This is a genomic window from Burkholderia sp. YIM B11467, from assembly GCF_052952715.1.
The window spans coordinates 115,979-135,566 of sequence record NZ_JBQVSQ010000012.1 but is presented as its reverse complement, the minus strand read 5'-3'; the positions used below and the strand labels follow the sequence as shown (position 1 = coordinate 135,566).

The 19,588-nt window shown below is 66.2% G+C and carries 16 protein-coding genes; 9 read left to right on the top strand and 7 right to left on the bottom strand.

The features are described 5' to 3' along the window. Nucleotide 1: 1 nt before the first annotated feature. The 5 genes from ACTRWB_RS31745 to ACTRWB_RS31725 all read right to left on the bottom strand — a co-directional run bounded on the left by ACTRWB_RS31745 (nt 2) and on the right by ACTRWB_RS31725 (nt 3,974). The gene (locus ACTRWB_RS31745; protein ID WP_446904181.1) at nt 2-586 is read right to left on the bottom strand and encodes a hypothetical protein; all 585 of its coding nucleotides are present in this window, start codon (nt 584-586) and stop codon (nt 2-4) included. 155 nt (nt 587-741) lie between these two features. Then, nucleotides 742-2,550, bottom strand: coding sequence for a chemotaxis protein CheA (locus tag ACTRWB_RS31740; RefSeq protein WP_446904180.1), 1,809 nt, complete (start codon nt 2,548-2,550; stop codon nt 742-744). A 44-nt stretch (nt 2,551-2,594) separates the two neighbouring features. Beyond that, nucleotides 2,595-2,876: a hypothetical protein gene (locus ACTRWB_RS31735; RefSeq protein ID WP_048245616.1), complete on the bottom strand. Its 282-nt coding sequence runs from the start codon at nt 2,874-2,876 to the stop codon at nt 2,595-2,597. Nucleotides 2,877-2,948: 72 nt separating this feature from the next. Continuing rightward, entirely contained in the window at nt 2,949-3,539 is a 591-nt protein-coding gene (locus ACTRWB_RS31730) for a hypothetical protein (RefSeq protein WP_412024138.1), read from the bottom strand. A gap of 111 nt (nt 3,540-3,650) precedes the next feature. Further along, nucleotides 3,651-3,974, bottom strand: a complete 324-nt coding sequence (locus ACTRWB_RS31725) for a hypothetical protein (protein ID WP_193100112.1) — start codon at nt 3,972-3,974, stop codon at nt 3,651-3,653. Between the two features lie 1,729 nt (nt 3,975-5,703). Here ACTRWB_RS31725 and ACTRWB_RS31720 point away from each other — a divergent pair. The 5 genes from ACTRWB_RS31720 to ACTRWB_RS31700 are packed head-to-tail and all read left to right on the top strand — an operon-like array spanning nt 5,704 to nt 12,230. Continuing rightward, nucleotides 5,704-6,105: a hypothetical protein gene (locus ACTRWB_RS31720; RefSeq protein ID WP_446904179.1), complete on the top strand. Its 402-nt coding sequence runs from the start codon at nt 5,704-5,706 to the stop codon at nt 6,103-6,105. After that, a complete protein-coding gene (locus ACTRWB_RS31715) occupies nt 6,098-7,105 on the top strand; it encodes a UDP-glucuronic acid decarboxylase family protein (protein ID WP_446904178.1) in 1,008 nt (335 codons plus the stop codon). The genes ACTRWB_RS31720 and ACTRWB_RS31715 overlap by 8 nt, the downstream gene beginning before the upstream one ends. Then, complete coding sequence (gene galE, locus ACTRWB_RS31710; protein WP_446904177.1) at nt 7,102-8,091, top strand: UDP-glucose 4-epimerase GalE; 990 nt, start codon at nt 7,102-7,104, stop codon at nt 8,089-8,091. Before ACTRWB_RS31715 ends, galE begins: the two co-directional genes overlap by 4 nt. A gap of 39 nt (nt 8,092-8,130) precedes the next feature. Continuing rightward, a complete protein-coding gene (locus ACTRWB_RS31705; RefSeq protein ID WP_446904176.1) occupies nt 8,131-9,534 on the top strand; it encodes a UDP-glucose dehydrogenase family protein in 1,404 nt (467 codons plus the stop codon). 26 nt (nt 9,535-9,560) lie between these two features. Then, nucleotides 9,561-12,230: a glycosyltransferase gene (locus ACTRWB_RS31700; RefSeq protein WP_446904175.1), complete on the top strand. Its 2,670-nt coding sequence runs from the start codon at nt 9,561-9,563 to the stop codon at nt 12,228-12,230. A gap of 82 nt (nt 12,231-12,312) precedes the next feature. On the opposite strand, the gene ACTRWB_RS31695 is transcribed toward ACTRWB_RS31700, so the two are convergent. Both ACTRWB_RS31695 and ACTRWB_RS31690 read right to left on the bottom strand, forming a co-directional pair. Next, nucleotides 12,313-13,323: a fimbrial protein gene (locus ACTRWB_RS31695; protein ID WP_446904174.1), complete on the bottom strand. Its 1,011-nt coding sequence runs from the start codon at nt 13,321-13,323 to the stop codon at nt 12,313-12,315. A 237-nt stretch (nt 13,324-13,560) separates the two neighbouring features. Then, nucleotides 13,561-14,484, bottom strand: a complete 924-nt coding sequence (locus ACTRWB_RS31690; RefSeq protein ID WP_446904173.1) for an AraC family transcriptional regulator N-terminal domain-containing protein — start codon at nt 14,482-14,484, stop codon at nt 13,561-13,563. Between the two features lie 181 nt (nt 14,485-14,665). Here ACTRWB_RS31690 and ACTRWB_RS31685 point away from each other — a divergent pair, with 181 nt between their 5' ends. The 4 genes from ACTRWB_RS31685 to sctQ all read left to right on the top strand — a co-directional run bounded on the left by ACTRWB_RS31685 (nt 14,666) and on the right by sctQ (nt 19,588). After that, nucleotides 14,666-15,127: a (2Fe-2S)-binding protein gene (locus tag ACTRWB_RS31685; RefSeq protein WP_048245609.1), complete on the top strand. Its 462-nt coding sequence runs from the start codon at nt 14,666-14,668 to the stop codon at nt 15,125-15,127. Between the two features lie 2 nt (nt 15,128-15,129). After that, complete coding sequence (locus ACTRWB_RS31680; protein ID WP_419689025.1) at nt 15,130-17,340, top strand: xanthine dehydrogenase family protein molybdopterin-binding subunit; 2,211 nt, start codon at nt 15,130-15,132, stop codon at nt 17,338-17,340. Nucleotides 17,341-17,649: 309 nt separating this feature from the next. Further along, nucleotides 17,650-18,048: a winged helix-turn-helix domain-containing protein gene (locus ACTRWB_RS31675; protein ID WP_446904172.1), complete on the top strand. Its 399-nt coding sequence runs from the start codon at nt 17,650-17,652 to the stop codon at nt 18,046-18,048. Between the two features lie 385 nt (nt 18,049-18,433). Then, a complete protein-coding gene (sctQ, locus tag ACTRWB_RS31670; RefSeq protein ID WP_446904171.1) occupies nt 18,434-19,588 on the top strand; it encodes a type III secretion system cytoplasmic ring protein SctQ in 1,155 nt (384 codons plus the stop codon).

Below are 19,588 nucleotides of genomic sequence, written 5' to 3'. Positions count from 1 at the left end.
GTTATCGGCAGAAAACGACGCGCTGCGTGTAGATCTGCGGCTCGATGACCGGCTTCGTCGACCGGTTGATATCCTCGCGATACGCCCGGTAGGTCTTGCCGTTCACCGTCACATCCTCCGCGCGGGCCGTCTCGATCGTATTGAGCCCTTTGCGCTGCCAATCGCTCACCCGGTCGGCCGCCGACAGGCTCGATTCGCCGGCGATCTTCTGCGTGATCGCGCTGCCGTCGCTCCACGGCTGCGTCTGCATGTCCTCGGCATGCTGCATCGCCCCGATCGTCTTGCCGGTCGGCGCCGGCCCGTTCTGCGCTTCGAACGGCGTGCCGCGGCCGTACGCGGGCGATTGCCACGACGGCGCGTGACCCTCCTCCGGCATCATGTAAATCATCTGAGGGTCGCCGACCATCATCATCGGTGCGCATGCCGTGTTGTCGGCGCGGCCGAGCGTCGTCAGCGCCTGCTGGACGCTCACCGCGTTCGCGGCAGTCTGCTCGCTCAGGATCACGAACACCGCGGGATTCTGGAACACCGATTGCGCGGCGGCTTGCGCGCTGATCAGCAGCAGAGCGACCAAAAAGATCCTCATGATTGAGGCCTCCTTGTATCCTCGTCGGGCAAAAAGAGGTGTTGACCTCGGGGATGGGACCAACACCCGTCAAACAGGGACGTCCATCGTGCATCGGGTCCGAACGACTCCCGTGCGACCGGTGTTCCGGTTGCACGGAAGATGGACCCGCATGCTCACGACGACGTGCTCGTCGAGATGACTGCCGGAGCCGGCGTGGCCGGTGCAGCCGGTGCGGCCTGCTGGTCGGCCGGGGCCGGCGGCAGTCCTTGCGCCGGATCGGACAACGCCGGCATGTCGGCGGACGGCGCAGGTGCGGCTGCAGATTCGGCCGCGTCCGGCACCTTCGCGTCGGCAGCCGGCATGTCGGCTACCGCAGGCTGCGCGGCTTCCGGTGCGGGTGCAGGTGCGGGGGCTTCGACGACGGCCTGCGGAGCCGGTTCGACGGCCTTCGCATCGGCTGCCGGCGCGGGCATCGCAGCGTCCGCTGCCTGCGGCGCGGCGTCGGTGGCGGCCGGCGCGGCTGGCGCGCTGTCCGCCGCCTTCGCATCGGCCGCGGGCATCGCGACGACGGCAGCGGCCGGCGTCGGGTCGGCAGCCGGCGCGGCAGCGGCTTGCGCTGCGTTGTCGGTCGCGGCCGGCATCGGCTCCGGCGCCTTGTCGGCGACGGGCTGCACGGGTTCCGGTGCCTTGTCGGCGACGACCGGCGCGGGTTCCGGTGCCTTGTCGGCAACCGCCGGCGCGGGCTCCGGTGCCTTGTCGGCGACGGCCGGTGCGGCGATGACGGCTGCCGCCGGCACGGCTGCCACGGCGGCTGCCGGTACGAGCGACGCTGCGGGTGCGGCTGCGACTGCCGGTGCGGCAGCAACCGCGGGCACGGCAGCAGCGACCGGTGCAGCGGCTGCAACCGCAGGCGCTGCAACTGCCGGTGCTGCTGCTGCCACCGCCGGCGCCGCGACTGCCGGTGCGGCTGCGGCCCCCGCCGGCGCCGCGACTGCCGGTGCGGCTGCGGCCCCCGCCGGCGCCGCGACTGCCGGTGCGGCTGCGGCCCCCGCCGGCGCCGCGACTGCCGGTGCGGCTGCGGCCCCCGCCGGCGCCGCGACTGCCGGTGCTGCGGCAACCGGCGCCATCGTCGGCACGGGCACCGGGACCGGCACCGGGATGGGCGCCGCCAGCACCGCAGTCGTCGCCACCGGGCGCGTCTGCGCCGGCGCCGGCGCCGGCGCGGCTGCGTCGAGCGGCGGCAGGCCCATGCGGTTGCGCACGATCGGATCGTGATACTTCACGTCGTCGGCGACGGTCGCTTCGGCGCTGGGCGCGACGTTCGAACGCGCGAGCGGTGCGGTCGTGCCCGGGCACAGGTGCCCGGTCGCTTCCACCGCGCGCCGGTTCGCGTCGCTCTGGCAGAGCAGCGCGAGCGCCACGTCGGTCAGGCCCATCGCGCGGAATTCACGCGCATCGAGACGGCGGACGCAGGCCTGGTCGACCAGCGTCGTGCCACCCGTCGCGCCGAACCCCGGGAACGACACGCCGACGCTCACCGACCCCATGCAGGTGTCGGACAGCGTGGTCGTGAGGCCGGGCGCCTGGATGGCCGGGTTCGTCTTGATCGTCTGCGTACCCGAGTAGTTGACGTTTTCCGACGACTGGGTGTTGTACGGGTTGGTACCGGGCGAACCGGCTGTCTGGAGCGCGCTCGTGCTCTGCGGCGTCACGTTCGAGCCGCCGCTCGTGCTGGACGGCATCGTCACGTTCACGTTCACGCTCGAATTGCCGCTGCCGCGAACCCCGCTGCTGCTGGTGGCGTTGCCGCCGCGCGAGCTCGTGGTGTTCGTGTTCATGCTCGAGCCGCCGCCCTGGCTGACGGCCGTCGACGACGTCGAAGACTGTGCGCTCGAAGTCGAATCGGCGGTTTGCGCCTGGGCCCCGATCGTGGTCATCGCGAACATTGCCGCACATGCCACCTTGATCCTGTTGCTGTTCATTTCACTCTCCGGACGAGGTTTGACCTCCCACCCAGGCAACCGTACTAATTCCCCTGAATCCCTTCAGCTTTTCCTGCTTCCCCGAACTGCTTCCAGCCGCTGCCCAGCTGGGACCACGAGCCGGCCGACATTCCCTGCCACTGCTGGGAGTCCGGTCCGCCGATGGCGTTGCCCGACGAAAGCGTTTGTTGTTCTGACGGTTTGGTTGTCTGGTCAGGGTTGTTTGACGTCTGCATATTCGATTGCACGTCCTCGGCAGCACGGTCAGCGCCATATGCCGTCAGTGACGCAAGCATCAGAGCGGCGGCAATCACTTTCTGCTTCATGCCAACTCCTTACGTGACAACAATGCGGAAAAGAGACCAGCGTCGCTGAGAAACTGGTCCCCCCACACCTGACTAATGACTGCTCCCGGTCGCGCTCGAACTTGCCTGGCTTCCGCCTGATGCGGACGGAGAGCCGGCCGGCCCGGTACTCCAGACGGTCGACGAGTTGTAGTGATTCGAACCCGTGATCGCGCCAGAACCGCCGCTGCCCGTAAGCCCGGCGGCACCTGCGTTGGCATTTCCCTGGTCGTTCGCACTCGATGCGGTGTAGTGGTTCGCGCCCAGCACGATCGTGGCGGAAACCCCTCCCGAAAGCGCATTCGCGTTCTCGTTCGTGCTGCCGTTTCCACCGAACGAGCCTGCGGCACCGATACCGCCGCCTGCCGCGAACGCTCCCCCGTTCGTGCCCGAACCGCTGGCCGTCGACGTCGAGTTGTGAAAGGCCGATGCCGTACCAACGGAACCGGACGGTGTCACGGTACTTCCGGCGCTTGCGCCTGCTACCGAATTCGAATTGCTCGTATAGCTGCCGGAGCCGACCAATACCGAACCGGAAACGCCTGCTGCAACGGATTGCGTCTGGTTGGTCGTGAACGAACCGGCGGCCAGCACGGCCGACGATAGGACGGTGAGCGCTGTCGCTAAAATCACTTTGGCTTTCATAGCAATTCCTTGCTGTGAGGTGGTTCGGCAGTCCAGGAACCGAGCCCGCCCTTGCGGAACAAAACCCGGCCCCCGTACCGCCAGCCAATGACGAACGCTACGCGCCCCGGCTTAGTGGTGATACGTCCAGCCGATCGAACCGGCATTCGCGCCGCTCGTGCCACCGGCTTGCGAACCGCCGAAGCCGAAGCCACCGACCGTCGAGGTTTGCGTGTGGTTGGTGTACGAGATCGAGCCGCTGCCCGGGCCGCCGGCAACTGCACCGGCTGCGCCGAGTGCCGAGCCGGAATCGGTCGCGGAGAAATGACCGAACCCGGCCACACCGGCCATCGTCGAACCGCCACTCGTCGAGCTGCTGCTCGACACCGTGCCGCTACCTGCGAACGCTGCACCCGAAACCGCCAGAACTGCTGCTGCAATCAGAAGCTTCTTCATGGTCGACTCCATAACGGCGTGAACTGAATGAGCCAGGAAGATCGCACGCCATCAACCTTCCTGACTTGAGCAATCCTGAAAATAAGGATCACTATCTGATTACGAGAATCGTGTTGCTTTTGCGATTCATTTGTTTTTCGATTTTTGCCAGCCGAAGTTTAGTTTTGTGTTTTTAAGTTGTCCAAAATTTGTTAGTAGGTGTTTTCGATGAATCCTATGACCTTTTAATATTGTCCGAAAACACCGCTATTGAATTAACCGAAACGACGCGCACGCCTTTTCGGATCGCGATATTCGATACCCGCCGGACGGGATGCCGGAACGCGGCATCCCTTTCCGGGATCGAAAATTCGCGAATACATTTACCACCGCAAAATGCAGCGCCGCTCAAAATGCCCTTTTAGCCGAGCGATAACGGTCCTGCATCGCAGCCAGGTAACATGTCCTCTCCCTGAGCGATCAAAGAAAGGTCTTCCGGATAATCCGGTCGACAGGTATTCGATTTAATCCGGCCGGCGCCAGTATTGGCCTGGCGCGATCGAAACCACCCTGCACGGTCGAAGACGAATCGGCGTCACGCTGTCCGGCACGAACAGCCTGACCCATCCGGGTGAACTGAATGAAGGCGAGCGGCGCTGTCGCCCGATTGCCGCGCGGTGCGACAACCGCTCCAGCACGCGAAGCGTGCGGAGGCCGAGAAAGCGGCATGCAGAAACCCGCGAAGCTGGCACTGCGTCGCGAGCCACACCCCGATCTTTCCGACTACCCCACCGATGCGCAAAGTACGCGCCGATCAAGCTACTGCTTATAGTCTTCATCGCCGTTTCCCCGACTGGCTTATTGACGAGGTGGTCGCCCCACATCTTTGTTGCGTCATGTCGACCGCTCGCCGATGCGACCAATATCGCAAGCAGCGTGCCACGCGTTATTCCACCGTCCATTGCGCGCATCGGACGCCCGCCACGCGGGCACGAATCGGCGGGAACGTCATTTTTTGTTTCAGGAATGTATCGCGGCAACGGTCCGGCACACGCGGCGATCGTTGAACATCGCGAAGCAATGCCATGATTTGACGGACGAATCCGGCACGCCGGCCCTCGCCGAACGGTCATATGAACGATTGTTTCAAACTTGAGAAGCGCGCCGCCGCTCTGGTCGGGCGGTGCCGGTCTTTCCGCTTGCAAACCACGCGGTGTGGCGCGTGCGGCCGGCCTCCGATGCCCGAACAAACGGGGATCGAATCGTTCGGCGCCCGGTTCCGCCCATCCGGCACGACCGCTTCCGATACCTCGTCGACATGCATTCGCGTCGACAACCGGAACGATTTTGATTCATCCGTGAAAATACCGACACGATCACACGGCAATCGAAAGGTCGAAAAACAGTAAGAATGAAAATATATGTGTCGGCCGATGATGTTGCCATATCGCCCGTTTACCGGCGTAACAATTAAAACAAATGAAAACTTTCAATTGACCCGGAGCCGGCACATCGATTTTTTACATTCATGCCATCCACCTTTCACAAAACGGATCGCCTGATAGGCACGCCATTCAAAAAACGTTTTTAATCCTTTATCGACTCAATTCTCATCATTGAAACATGCTCAACCCACACACTTTTAAAGCCTCTCACCCGGCAAAATCCTGATCTATCGCGAGTTTCGTCGTATCGAACTACATCGATCTGGCAATCGTCCGAGTCGTTTTCCTGTCCCCACGATACACACATGAAACACAAATTCGCGTGCCGTGCGGCAATTGCACGACCACACGTGCGTACACCGGGACTGCGGCGTCCCTGGCATGCCGATTGCCTGATATCCGGCTCTCACCGAGAGGCACGCCACGGCACGAAGTACACGGATGGCGGCCCGCTCGTCAATCAGCTTGTCGGGGAAACGGCGATGAAGATCACCAGCGATCGATCGGCGCTTGCGTCGTTCAAGCATCAGCGGGGAAGTCAGCGAAACCGGAGTGCCTGTCGCGGCGCTTCGTCGACATCAGTCCATGCGAACCGTCGCTTGCCGAAACGCTGCCCGTGCAGCGGGATGGAACGTGTACGCGCCGCCGTCGAGCAAATCGACATGTGGTTCGACGAGCTGTACGACGAAGGAGAGAGCCATGAATGACCGGGTCGCGCTCGAGACGCGTGCCGGTCGGCGCGTCCTCGTGACGGGTGGCGCCGGTTTTCTCGGCAGCTACGTGTGCGAGCGCCTGGTCATGGAAGGTGCATCCGTCACGTGCATCGACAGCCTGCTGACGGGGCGCAAGCTCAACGTCGCCGACCTGAAAGCGTCCGGCCGGTTCGAGTTCGTGAAGGGCGACGTGTCGCTCGGCCTGCCCGAGCTGCAGGTGGACGAGATCTGGAATCTCGCGTGCGCGGCCTCGCCGCCCACGTATCAGATCGATCCCGTCCACACGATGATGACGAACGTGCTCGGCATGAACCATTGCCTGGCGCTCGCGCGCAAGACCGGCGCACGTGTCTTCCAGGCGTCGACCAGCGAGATCTACGGCGATCCGGGCGTGCATCCGCAGATGGAAACCTATCGCGGCAACGTGAACACGATCGGCCCGCGCGCGTGCTACGACGAAGGCAAGCGCGCCGCCGAGGCGCTGTGTTACGACTACTACCGCGCGCACGGCATCGACGTGCGCGTCGCGCGCATCTTCAACACCTACGGCCCGCGGATGTCGCCGCGCGACGGCCGCGTCGTGTCCAACTTCATCGTCGGCGCGCTCAACGGCGTGCCGCTCGAGATCTACGGCGACGGCAAGCAGACGCGCTCGTTCTGCTTCGCCAGCGACCTGATCGACGGCTTCTTCTGCCTGATGGGCACCGAGCGCAACGTCGGCACGCCGGTCAACATCGGCAACCCCGGCGAATTCACGATGATCGAGCTCGCGGAGAAAGTGCTTGCGATGACGGGCTCGAAATCGGAGATCGTGTTCCGGCCGCTGCCGATCGACGATCCGCACCAGCGCAAGCCCGACATCTCGGTCGCCGCGACCGAGCTCGGCTGGCGGCCGGCGATCGACCTCGACGAAGGGCTGCGCCGGACGGTCGACTATTTCGCCCGTGAACTGTGGCTCGAGCCGGTGCTGCGCATGACCGGAGCGACCGCATGAAAGTGCTCGTGACCGGCGGAGCGGGTTATATCGGCAGCCATACGTGCAAGGCGCTCGCTCAAGCGGGACACGAGCCGGTCGCCTACGACAATCTGTCGACCGGCCATCGCGACGCGGTTCAATGGGGGCCACTCGTCGCGGCCGACATTCTCGATCGCGACGCACTGTCGAAGGCACTCGCCGCGCACCGGCCCGACGTCGTGATCCATTTCGCCGCGCTCGCCTATGTCGGCGAATCGGTGCTCGTCCCCGAGCGTTACTACACGGTCAACGTGACGGGCACCTGCACGCTGCTGAGCGCGATGCGGGAGGCCGGTGTCGGCCGGATCGTGATGTCGTCGTCGTGCGCGACGTACGGCGTTCCGGACGTGCTGCCGATCTCGGAGCGCACGCCGCAGCAGCCGATCAACCCGTACGGCTTCACCAAATACGCGATGGAGCGGATGGCCGCCGATTTCGAGCGCGCGTACGGGTTGAAGTGGGTCGCGCTGCGCTACTTCAACGCGGCGGGCGCGGACCCCGATGGCGCGATCGGCGAATGCCACGAACCGGAAACGCACGCGCTGCCGCTCGCGATTCGCGCGGCGCTCGGCACGGGCGGCGCGTTCAAGGTGATGGGCACCGATTACCCGACGCCCGACGGCTCGGCGATTCGCGACTACGTGCACGTGAGCGACCTCGCCGACGCGCACCTGAAGGCGACCGTCTATCTGTGCGGCGGCGGCCACAGCGTCGCGCTGAATCTCGGCACCGGCCAGGGAACCTCGGTGCTCGACGCGCTGCGCACCGTCGAAGCCGTGACGGGGCGCAGCGTGCCGACGGTGATGGCCGCGCGCCGGCCGGGCGATCCGCCCGCGCTGTACGCCGACGCGACGAAGGCCGCACTGGTGCTCGGCTGGCGGCCGCGCTTCACCACGATCGAACCGATGGTCGAACACGCCGTGGCGTGGTTTCAGAAGGAACTGCAATTCGAATCGAACAAGTAGTCGCGCAAGTTTCACGGAAAGGCACCCAGGGGAACAACCATGAATGTGCGGATCGCCATCGTCGGCACGGGCTACGTCGGGCTGGTGAGCGGCGCGTGCTTTGCGGATCTCGGGCATGACGTCGTATGCATCGACAACAATCGCGGCAAGATCGACGCACTGAACGAAGGCCTCATGCCGATCTACGAGCCGGGCCTCGACGCCGTCGTCGCTCGCAACGTCGAACGCGGCACGTTGCGCTTCAGCAGCGACCTGGCGGCGAGCGTGCGCGATCGCGACGCGGTGTTCATCGCGGTCGGCACGCCGACGCTGCCGGGCACCGATCGCGCGGACCTGCAGTACGTCGAAGCGGCCGCGCGGGAGATCGCATCGAACCTGACCGGTTTCGCGGTCGTCGTCACCAAGTCGACGGTGCCGGTCGGCACGAACCGGATCGTCAAGCAAATCGTCGAGCGCTGTGCGCCGGACGGCGTCGACGCGGCGATCGCATCGAATCCGGAGTTTCTGCGCGAAGGGTCGGCGATCGACGATTTCATGCATCCGGATCGCGTCGTGTTCGGCGCCGAGCATCCGCGCGCGATCGAGATCATGAAAGCGATCTACGCGCCGCTCGAAGCGACGGGACATCTCGTGCTCGCCACCGAGATCGAGACGGCCGAACTCGTGAAATACGCGGCGAACGCGTTCCTCGCGGTGAAGATCAGCTACATCAACGAGATCTCGGACCTGTGCGAAGCGGTCGGCGCCGATGTCGAACTGGTCGCGAACGGGATGGGCCTCGACCGCCGCATCGGCGCATCGTTCCTGAAGGCCGGCCCCGGCTGGGGCGGCTCGTGCTTCCCGAAGGACACGCGCGCGCTGAAGGCGACGGCCTCCGAACATGCGGTGCCGCTGCGCATCGTCAGCGCGGCGATCGAATCGAACGCACTGCGCAAGGAACAGATCCTGCACCGCATCGAGAAAGCCTGCGGCGGCTCGATCAAGGGCAAGCGCATCGCCGTGCTCGGCCTCACGTTCAAAGGCCAGACCGACGACGTGCGCGAAAGCCCGAGCATCGACGTGATCCAGTTGCTGGTCGGTGCGGGCGCGCATATCCGCGCGTACGACCCAGCGCGCCCGCACGAGGCGTCGCGGCTGCTGCCGCAGGTGTTCATGGAAGGCTCCGCGGTCGACGCGGTGCGCAGCGCGGACGCCGTCGTCGTGATGACCGAATGGAAAGCGTTCGAGGCACTCGATCTTGCCGACCTTGCGGACCACATGGCCGATCCCGTGATGCTCGACATGCGCAACCTGTTCAGCGAACGGCTGGCGGTCGACGGCGGCTTTCGCCGCTACGAACGCGTGGGCCGCTCGTGCGGCGAACGCACGCCGGCGGACCCGACATCGGAACAACCGCAAGACAGCGAGGACACCCGGCTGCAACGCGGCCTGCTTCACAACTGATGGTCTGACCTTGACGGGAGAACACCATGAAGAAGCTGGTCGCGTCGCTTGCCGGTGGCCTCGCCCCGGACACCACCGACACCACCGAAACCGATACCGACAACAAAGCCGAAGCCGATCGCACCGACTCGCTGCAAGCAGACGTCCCGCTCCTCGTCCCGCTGATGGACAGCGGGACCAAATTCATCTTCCAGATCCTCGCGCTGTGCTGGTTCGTCGCATTGGGCATCTTCTGGCGCTGGTGGCTGCGCGACGAGCACTACGTCGACGCATTCCGTTTCGGCGTCAACTGCTTCGTGCTGTTCTGGACCACCTTCATTCCCGGCTATTTCATCTTCATCATCCGCTCGGCGGTCGTTCCGAACCCCGCGCTGCCCGTGCCGCGCGACTGGCGTGTCGCGATGGTCGTCACCAAGGCGCCGTCCGAGCCGTTCGACATCGTCCGCACGACGCTGCTCGCGATGCTCGACCAGACCTACCCGCACGACACCTGGCTCGCCGATGAAGACCCGACGCCCGAGACGCTCGACTGGTGCCGCGAGCACGGCGTCTTCGTGTCGACGCGGCGTGGTGTTGCCGCGTACCACCGGACGAGCTGGCCGCGCCGCACCCAATGCAAGGAAGGCAACCTCGCGTACTTCTACGACATGGTCGGCTACGACAACTACGATTTCGTGTCGCAGCTCGACGCCGATCACGTACCGACCCGCACCTATCTCGAGGAGATGCTGCGGCCGTTCGTCGATCCGAAAGTGGGCTACGTGTCGGCGCCCAGCATTTGCGACAGCAACGCCGCCGAGAGCTGGAGCGCGCGCGGCCGCGTGAACGTCGAGGGGCCGCTGCACGGCACGATGCAGGCCGGTTATGCGGGCGGCCTCGCGCCGCTGTGCATCGGCTCGCACTACGCGGTGCGCTGCCGCGCGCTGCGCGAGATCGGCGGGCTCGGGCCCGAGCTTGCCGAGGATCACTCGACCACGATGATCTTCAATTCGAAGGGCTGGCGCGGCATGCACGCGCTGAATGCGATCGCGAACGGCGAAGGGCCGCGCACGTTCGCCGACCTGGCGATGCAGGAATTCCAGTGGTCCAAGAGCGTGATGATCATCATGCTGCGCTATACGCGCCACTACTTCCCGGGCCTGCCGCTGAAGCTGAAGGCGCAATTCCTGTTCTGCCAGCTGTGGTACCCGCTGTGCGCGGTCGCGATGGCCGGCGGCGTCGTGATTCCGGTCGTCGCGCTGCTCACCGGCCGCGTCTGGGCGCACGTCGACTACCTCACGTACCTCACCTACGCGCTGCCGCTCGCGGCGCTGCTCCTGTGCGTCGTGACCTGGGCCACGCGTTCGACCCAGTCGTGCCGCCCGCTGAATACGAAGCTGCTGTCGTGGGAAGGGCTGTCGTTCGTGTTCGCGCGCTGGCCGTGGGTCGTGCTCGGCTGCGCGTCGGCGCTGTTCGATTTCATGCGCGGCAAGGAATATGCGTTCAAGGTCACGCCGAAGGGTGGCACGATCGAACAGGACGCGCCGCTGCGCGTGGTCGCGCCGTACCTGCTGATCTCGCTGTTCTGCAGCCTGCCCGTCGTGATGGTCGAGAACCCGCGCAACGCCGCCGGCTTCTATCTGTTCTCGACGCTGACGAGCATCCTGTATCTCGTGATCGCAGCCGTCGTCACGGTGAATCACGGCCGGGAGCAAGGGCTCGACGCGTCGACGTTCAGGCAGATGTTCTTCAGCCGCCTGCCGATGCGCAACGCGCTGTTCATCTACGCGCTCGCGATGCTGTTGATGGGCATCGGGCTGCGCGCGCCGAAAGGCTGGCAGGCGATGATGTGGCGCTCCGGGTTGCCGGTCGTGGTCGCGCCCGCGCCGGGCGAACTGGTGAAGCAGCCCAAACTCGGCGCATACGATCCCGACAAGACGCTCGCGACCGATCCGGGCCTCGCGTTCGACCACGTGTTCGTGTCGTGGAACGCGCCCGACATCGGCACGGAAATCGGCGCGGCATACCAGAGCGCGCAGGCCCGGAACCGCTCGCTGATGCTGACCGTCGAGCCGTGGGCGGCCGACGGCACGCGGCAAGGCGCGCTGCTCGAGGACATCGCGCACGGACGCTACGACACGCGGATCGCGGCCACCTGCTCGGCGCTCGCGGCACTGAAAGCGCCAGTGTTCGTGCGCTGGGGCCACGAGATGGAAACGGACACCGGACGTTATCCGTGGGCCACCGGCGACGCATCGGGCTACATCGACGCGTACCGGCGGGTCGTGACCGCCTGCCGCGCGATGACCGACCAGATCCGCTTCGTGTGGTCGCCGGCCGGCAACCGCAACCTCGACGACTATTTCCCGGGCCGCGGCTATGTGGACGAGGTCGGCCTGTCGGTATTCGACTGTCCGCGCTGCGCGAGCTGGCCGGCCGGCGGCCATTTCTCCGCGGCGAGCATCCTGCGGACCAAATACGAACGGGTGAACGACTACGGGCTGCCGGTGATGGTCACGGAGCTTGGCGTCGACGGGTCGACTGCGCGCAAGCGCGAGGAACTCGACGAATTCCAGCGGTCGCTGTGGCGCTATCCGCTGCTGAAGGCGGTGATCTATTTCAACGCGGTCGACACGCCCGGCGCGTGGCCCGCGCACTATGTGCCGGACTGGCGGATCGCGCCGGCGTCGCTGCAGACGGCGGTCATCGCGAAATGACCGGCCGCCCGGGGAGCGGCCGTGATCGGCAGTCGGGCGCGGGCCGCATCGCGGCAGCCCGACGATGCGCAATCGACGCGGGTTACTGGTAATCGAGTAAAACCGTCATCGCCCCGGATACCGTTCCCGGCGTAATCGCCGCGGCCGTCTGGATATATGACGCCTGCATCGGTATCGCATACGACCCGCCCGTGGCCTTGTCATAGGCGTCAACCCTGATCGACGTGTCGAAGGTTGCCGCTACGCCCTTGTCGTCCTCGACGCGAATCCGCACGCCCTTCGCGCTCGAACCGGCGCCGAGCGGCAGCACGCCGGGTGAGCCCACGATGGCGCCCCCGACCGGATTGAGCAGATACCCGATCCGGTTGTATCCCCGCGGACAGTTGTCGACCCGGAGCTGAAAACTCTTCGCGCCGGCGGTCGAACCGATACCGCTGAATTGAGAGGGCCTCGCACTCGGCAACGTCACGGTCTGGTTCGGCGCCGAGCAGGTGCCCACGATCGCCGTCACTTTTCCGTTCGGCGACAAAAAGATGCGCGCTCCGTCGGGAACCTCCGCCGTGAAAACCGTGAAGTACCACGTTCCTCCGAACGAACCGGACTGGATAGACTGACCATTGCTCAGCAGTTGCACTTCAATCGAACTGCTGAACTGTTCAGACGGGTAGTTCCCCGTCTTGTATCCCTTTCCATTGATCAGCAATTGGGCCGACACACCCGTGACAGTCGTTGAAATGATCGGCCCTGCCCCGCTGCTGCCTCCGCCAGCCGGATAATTACTGATCCCCCTGAACGTGCACGTCGCCTTTCCACACGCCTGCATCGGCGTAATGTAATAACGGGATATCACGCTGCCGCTCGGCAAATGCTGGGGAACGGAGATGTCTTGCCCGAACGCATGAACCGTGATGAAGGCCGCCCATGCTACCGGCGATGCCGCCATGACGATCCCGGCAACTGCGAGCTTGACGACGGCCGTCACGCTCCTGCCGCCCCACATTCTTTTAGCAATACTGATTATTTTTCCAATTTTTGCCGTCCCGATGAAACCATTCCCGAGCACAAGAAATCCCTCCACCCAGTTGAATGCCATCTGCACGTCGGGTGCCTGTACCTCGGGGGCTGTCCGGCTCCCCGAATTTGGCGGACAACGCACAGCGACATTTATCTCAAAGAGGCGATTGTAGAATTTGTCACGTCCGAAAAATATATGACAATGATCAATCTATTGGCAAAAACAGGTAGTACAAGTCCTATATTCAACCGTTTTTTGGGCTCGTCCTATTTTTGTTTCTGACGTGGACGATGCCCGAACCTGACGGACCGCTCATCATCCCAAAAGCTCCTTCCGCCTCAGATGCACGACATCGCGCATTGGCGGCGCGCCGAACAGCCGGCTGTATTCGCGGCTGAACTGCGACGCGCTTTCGTAGCCGACGACGGCGGCCACCGACCCGACGTCGCCGCCTTGCCTCAACAACAGCCGCCGCGCCTCGTGCAGCCGCAGTTGCTTCTGGTATTGCAGCGGGCTCAGCGTCGTCACGTGCTTGAAATGATGGTGCAGCGACGACACGCTCATGTTGACCGCCTGCGCGAGCGACTCGACGCGCATCGGCTCCGCGAAGTGATCGCGGATCCATTCGATCGCGCGCGCGATCCGGTGCGTCTGGCTGCCCGCGATGGCCATGTGCCGCAACCGCGTGCCCTGCCCGCTCGTCATCAGCCGGTACAGCAGTTCCTTTTCGATCAGCGGCGCGACGACCGGAATGTCGGCCGGCGTATCGAGCAGCCGCAACAGCCGCAGCGCGGCATCGAGCAGCGGCGGCGTCAGCTCGGCGAGCGCGATCCCCTCGCCTTCGGGGCCCGCGTCGGGCTCGGGCAGCCGCATCTCGGCCGCGAGCTCGACGATGCGCTGCGGATCGAGCGTCAGCGACAGGCACAGGTAGGGGGCTTCCGGCGACGCGCGCGTCACGCGCGACAGGATCGGCAAGTCGATCGACGTAATCAGGCAATTGTGCGTGTCGTATTCGTAGGCCTGGCCGGCCACGATCACGCGCTTCGCGCCCTGCGCGGCGATTACGAGCGCGGCACGCGACACGCCGCAGCCGAGATCGACCGGACGCGTGTGCCGATGCAGCATCAGGCCCGACACGGCCGTCGAATGCGAGCCGTCCGCCGGCGCGAAGCGGCCGATCAGCGTCGCCAGTTCGCGCCGCCCGGATTCGCGCGACGCCACGATATCGGTCATGTCCATGACGCTTCCTCGATTGATTTCCCCGTGTCGCGGGAGCATAGCGAAACGGCCCGCGGCGTGCCCGGGATTTGCAGGATTGTTCAATAAATTTGCAGGATTGGGTAGACGCAAAAACCGGCTGCTCGCGCACACTGCCCGCTAACCGGGCGCATGCCGGGTTTTCCCCATGGAGACATACACAATGCCAACCTCCTTTGTCCTGAACGGCAAGAACGTCACGCTCGACGCCGATCCGTCGATGCCCGTCCTCTGGGCGATTCGCGAACACGCGGGACTGACCGGCACGAAGTTCGGCTGCGGCATGGCGCAGTGCGGCGCGTGCACGGTGCATCTCGAAGGCCAGGCCGTCCGCTCGTGCGTGCTGCCGCTCGCCGGCATCGCGGGCAAGCACATCACGACGATCGAAGGCCTGCAGAGCAAACCCGCGCAGGCCGTGCAGGCCGCGTGGGTCAAGCTGCAGGTTCCGCAATGCGGCTATTGCCAGTCCGGCCAGATCATGTCGGCCACCGCGCTGCTCGAACAGAACCCGAAGCCGACCGACGCGGACATCGACGCCGCGATGAACGGCAACCTGTGCCGCTGTGCGACCTACGCCCGCATCCGGGCCGCGATCCACGACGCGGCCACGACGCTGGGAGCCTGACCATGACGATCGAACTCGACAACACCGGCTCGGTACGGCCGTCGCGCCGCACGTTCCTGAAGGCCGCGGGCGCCGCGGCCGCCGTCAGCCTGACCATCGGCTTCGAATGGGCCGGCCTCGGCCGCCGCGCGCTGGCCGCCACCGCGCCCGCCGCCGATTTCGCGCCGAACGCGTTCCTGCGCATCACGCCCGACGGCGCCGTCACGGTCATCGCGAAGCACGTCGAACTGGGCCAGGGCGCGTATACGGGCATCGCGACGATCGTCGCCGAGGAGCTCGACGCCAACTGGTCGAACGTGCGCGTCGAAAGCGCGCCGGCCGATGCGAAACGCTATGCGAACCTCGCGTTCGGCACGATGCAGGGCACGGGCGGCAGCTCGGCCATGGCGAACTCGTGGCAGCAGTTGCGCGAAGCGGGCGGCAAGGCCCGCGCGATGCTCGTGTCGGCCGCGGCGGCCCGCTGGAAGGTGCCGGCCGGCGAGCTGACGACGGCGGATGGCGTCGTCACGCACGCGAAGAGCGGCAAGACGGCCGCGTACGGCACGCTCGTCGCCGATGCGTCGAAGCTGCCCGTGCCGGACAAGGTCGTGCTGAAGCAGCCGGCCGATTTCAAGCTGATCGGTCAGCGGATTCCGCGTGTCGACGCCTCGGCGAAATCGAACGGCACCGCGCATTTCACGCTCGACACGACCTTCCCCGGCATGCGCGTCGCGTTGCTGCAGCGGCCGCCGCGCTTCGGCGCGACGGTGAAGTCGTTCGACGCGACCGCCGCGAAGGCCGTGCCGGGCGTCGTGTCGGTCGTGCAGGTGCCGGGCGGCGTCGCGGTCGTCGCGACGGGCTTCTGGGCCGCGAAACAGGGCCGCGACGCGCTGAAGGTCGAATGGGACGAGGCGAACGCCGAAAAGCGCGGCTCGGACGAGATCATGCGCGAATACCGGCAGCTCGCCGACAAGCCGGGCACGTCGGCGCGCAAGGACGGCGATGCCGACGCGGCGATCGCCGGCGCGGCGCGCAAGCTCAGCGCGACGTACGAATTCCCGTATCTCGCGCACGCGCCGATGGAGCCGCTCGACGCGGTCATCAAGCTGACGGCCGACAGCTGCGAAATCTGGGCCGGCGACCAGTTCCAGACGGTCGACCAGGCCAACGCGGCCCGGGTCGCGGGCCTGAAGCCCGAGCAGGTGCAGATCCACACGCTGTACGCGGGCGGCAGCTTCGGCCGGCGCGCGAACGCGTGGTCGGACTACGTGGTCGAGGCCGTGTCGATCGCGAAGGCGCTCGGCGCGGACGGCAAGCCCGTCAAGCTGCAGTGGACGCGCGAGGACGACATCCAGGGCGGCTTCTACCGACCGATGTACTTCCACAAGCTCGACGCGGGCCTGACCGCGGACGGCCGGCTGGTCGGCTGGCGGCACCGGATCGTCGGCCAGTCGATCCTCGCCGGCACGCCGTTCGAAGCGTTCATGGTCAAGAACGGCGTCGACGCGACGTCGGTCGAGGGCGCGGCGAACCTGCCGTACGCGGTGCCGAACGTGTCGGTCGAACTCGCCACCGTGAAGACGGGCGTGCCCGTGCTGTGGTGGCGCGTGGTCGGCAGCTCGCACACGGCTTATGCGGTCGAGGCGTTCATCGACGAAGCCGCGCACACGGCCGGCAAGGATCCGTATGCGTTCCGCCGCGATCTGCTCGCGAAGGAGCCGCGCATGCGCGCGGTGCTGGACCTGGCCGCGCAGAAGGCCGGCTGGGATCCGGCCAAGCCGCTGCCGAAGGGCCGCGGGCGCGGGATCGCGGTGGCCGAGGCGTTCAAGAGCTACGTCGCGCAGGTGGCCGAGGTGTCGGTCGACGCGGACGGCAAGGTGAAGGTCGAGCGTGTGGTGTGCGCGGTCGACTGCGGGATCGCGATCAATCCCGACATCGTCGCCGCGCAGATGGAAGGCGGCATCGGCTTCGGGCTCGGCGCGGTGATGCACAGCGCGATCACGCTGAAGGACGGTCACGTCGAGCAGCGCAACTTCGACGGCTACCACGTGCTGCGCATGGCCGAGATGCCGAAGGTCGAGGTGTATATCGTGCCGTCGGCCGAAGCGCCGACCGGGGTCGGCGAGCCGGGCGTCGCGCCGGTCGGGCCGGCGGTCGCGAACGCGATCTTCGCGGCGACCGGCAAGCGGCATTACGTGCTGCCGTTCGATTCGGCGGATAGCGCGAAGGCTTGATCGGACGGAACGCCGGCCGCGGGAGGGAGACGTCTCGCGGCCGGCCCCCGAATCCCGCCGCCCCCGCACGTTACGTCAAACGTAACGCCCGTAACGTCGCCTGCCGATGCTACGTAACAATCCTTCAATATTGCTCCGACCCTTTCTGTATCCGCGCCACGCCGCTCGTTAAAAATTCTTTTAAATTCAAGGCCACCGAGCCGCCTGCCGCAGTGCGATCCGCTGTCGATTCGTGACAATCCTCCACCTGGCCCGGAAGTTGCAGCATAAGGCGGGCAAACACTCCTTTATGGACATGCGAGGGCCACCATGGATTGCAAATATCTGTACATCGACAACATAAAAATCAACTTCGTGCGCCGCACGATCGAAATCGACAACACAATCATTGACGTCACGCCGCGCGAATTCGACGTCGTCGAATTCCTGCTCGACAACATGAACAAGATCGTGCCGCGGCAGGCAATCCAGGAAGCCGTGTGGGGCCGCGAGCTGGGCGTATCGTCGCGCACGCTCGACACCCATATCTCGCGTATCCGTTCGAAACTGCAACTCGATCACGACAAGAACCTGCGGATCATCCCGATCTACGCGGTCGGCTATCGCCTCGTGCTGTTCGGTGCGGCGATGACGCACGTCGAGCGCCACGACGCGGCGCCGGTCCTGCGCGCGGCGCCGCAAGCCGTGATGGCCGCCGACTACGCCTGACGCTTTACCCCGCGCGACGCCTGCCCGCGGCGCGCCTGCAACGCTCCCCCCACCGCGCTGCGTCGTTGCGCAGCGCCTCGCGGCCCGCCAGCCGGGCGCGGCCTGCATGCCGCCCGGCCCGCCAGCCAGTCGCGACCCGACCGCCGCCTCCGGGCGGCGGTCGCTTTTGGTCGCTCGCTCTTGCGTATCCCTCTGCCCATCCCGCTGCATCGCGCTTCGTAGCACCCCGCTCCCCGTTCCGTCGCGTGATGCGCACGACTACGGATTCCGGCGCGGCACGCAGCCATTGCCGTCCCTACAATCGACGCAGCAGCCGCGTGCCCCTCCGCGCCACCGGCCCCAGAACAACCCGTCGAACCAACGCCGAATTCGCCCCGATCCCGCCGTGCCTGCGCTGTTCCTGACGAATGCCGACGCCGGCGATGCCGCGAACCGGGCCATGCCCGCTGCTTCCGCGCCGCCCGCCGCTGCGCCGGCCGCGGTCGCGCTCGACGCGTCGCCCCACTTGCCGCGCCTGTCCGCCGCCACCGCGCGCGGGCTGTCGCACGCGTACGGCGCGACCGGCGCCGTGCCGGTCACGCTCGGCGAGCACGCGTATGAAGTGCGCTGGCGCGTCGACGCCGAGCCGGCCGCCGATGCGCACGCGTACCGCTTCGTCGTCGGCCCGGCCGCCGGCACACTGTGGATCGACCCGCTCGCGGAAATCGAATGGCTGGGCGACGCGGCCGATCCGGCCGTGCCCGCGGTAATCCGCGCGGCGCTGCTCGCCGACCTGTGCGCACCGCTCGCGGGCGTGCTGCAGGCCGCGACGCGGCAGCGCGTGGAATTGCTGCCGCCGCCCGAGCACGCGCCCGCGTGGCGCGTTTTGCCGGCCGCGCTGCGTTTCGAATTGCGGCGCGCCGACGGCGCATGGCGTTGCCACGGCGCGCTGCTGTTCGATGCGCCGGATGCGCTGGCCGTGTTCTTCGCGGCGGCGCCGGCCGCGCTTGCCGACGCGCGCGCGGCCTACGCGAACCTGCCCGTGCCGCTCGTGTTCGAGATCGGCCGCACCGAGCTGACGACGGCCGAGCTGGCCGACGTCGTCGGCGGCGACATCATCGCGATCGAGCGCTGGCTGGCGCAAGAGCAGAACCTGCTGTGCGTCGCGCGGCTGCCGGCCGCGCCCGCATGGGAGATCACCGGGCGGCCGTCGGGTAACCGGCTGACCGTCGAACGAATCAGGGAGATGCCTTTGGAACCGACCCGCACCGACACCGCGCCCGCGACGACGCACGACGCGCCGCCCGCCGATGCGCCACGCACGCTCGACGGCCTCGCGGTCGATCTGCGCTTCGAGCTGCCGCCCACGTCGATGCCGCTCGGCGAGCTGAGCGCGCTGCAGCCGGGCGCCGTGATCGAACTGCAGCAAGGGATCAACCAGAGCGTGATCCATCTCGTCGCGAACGGGATGCTGATCGGTACCGGCCACCTGATCGCGGTCGGCCAGAAGCTCGGCGTGCGTGTCGTCACGCTGACGCAACCCGCGCCGCGCGAGCGCTGA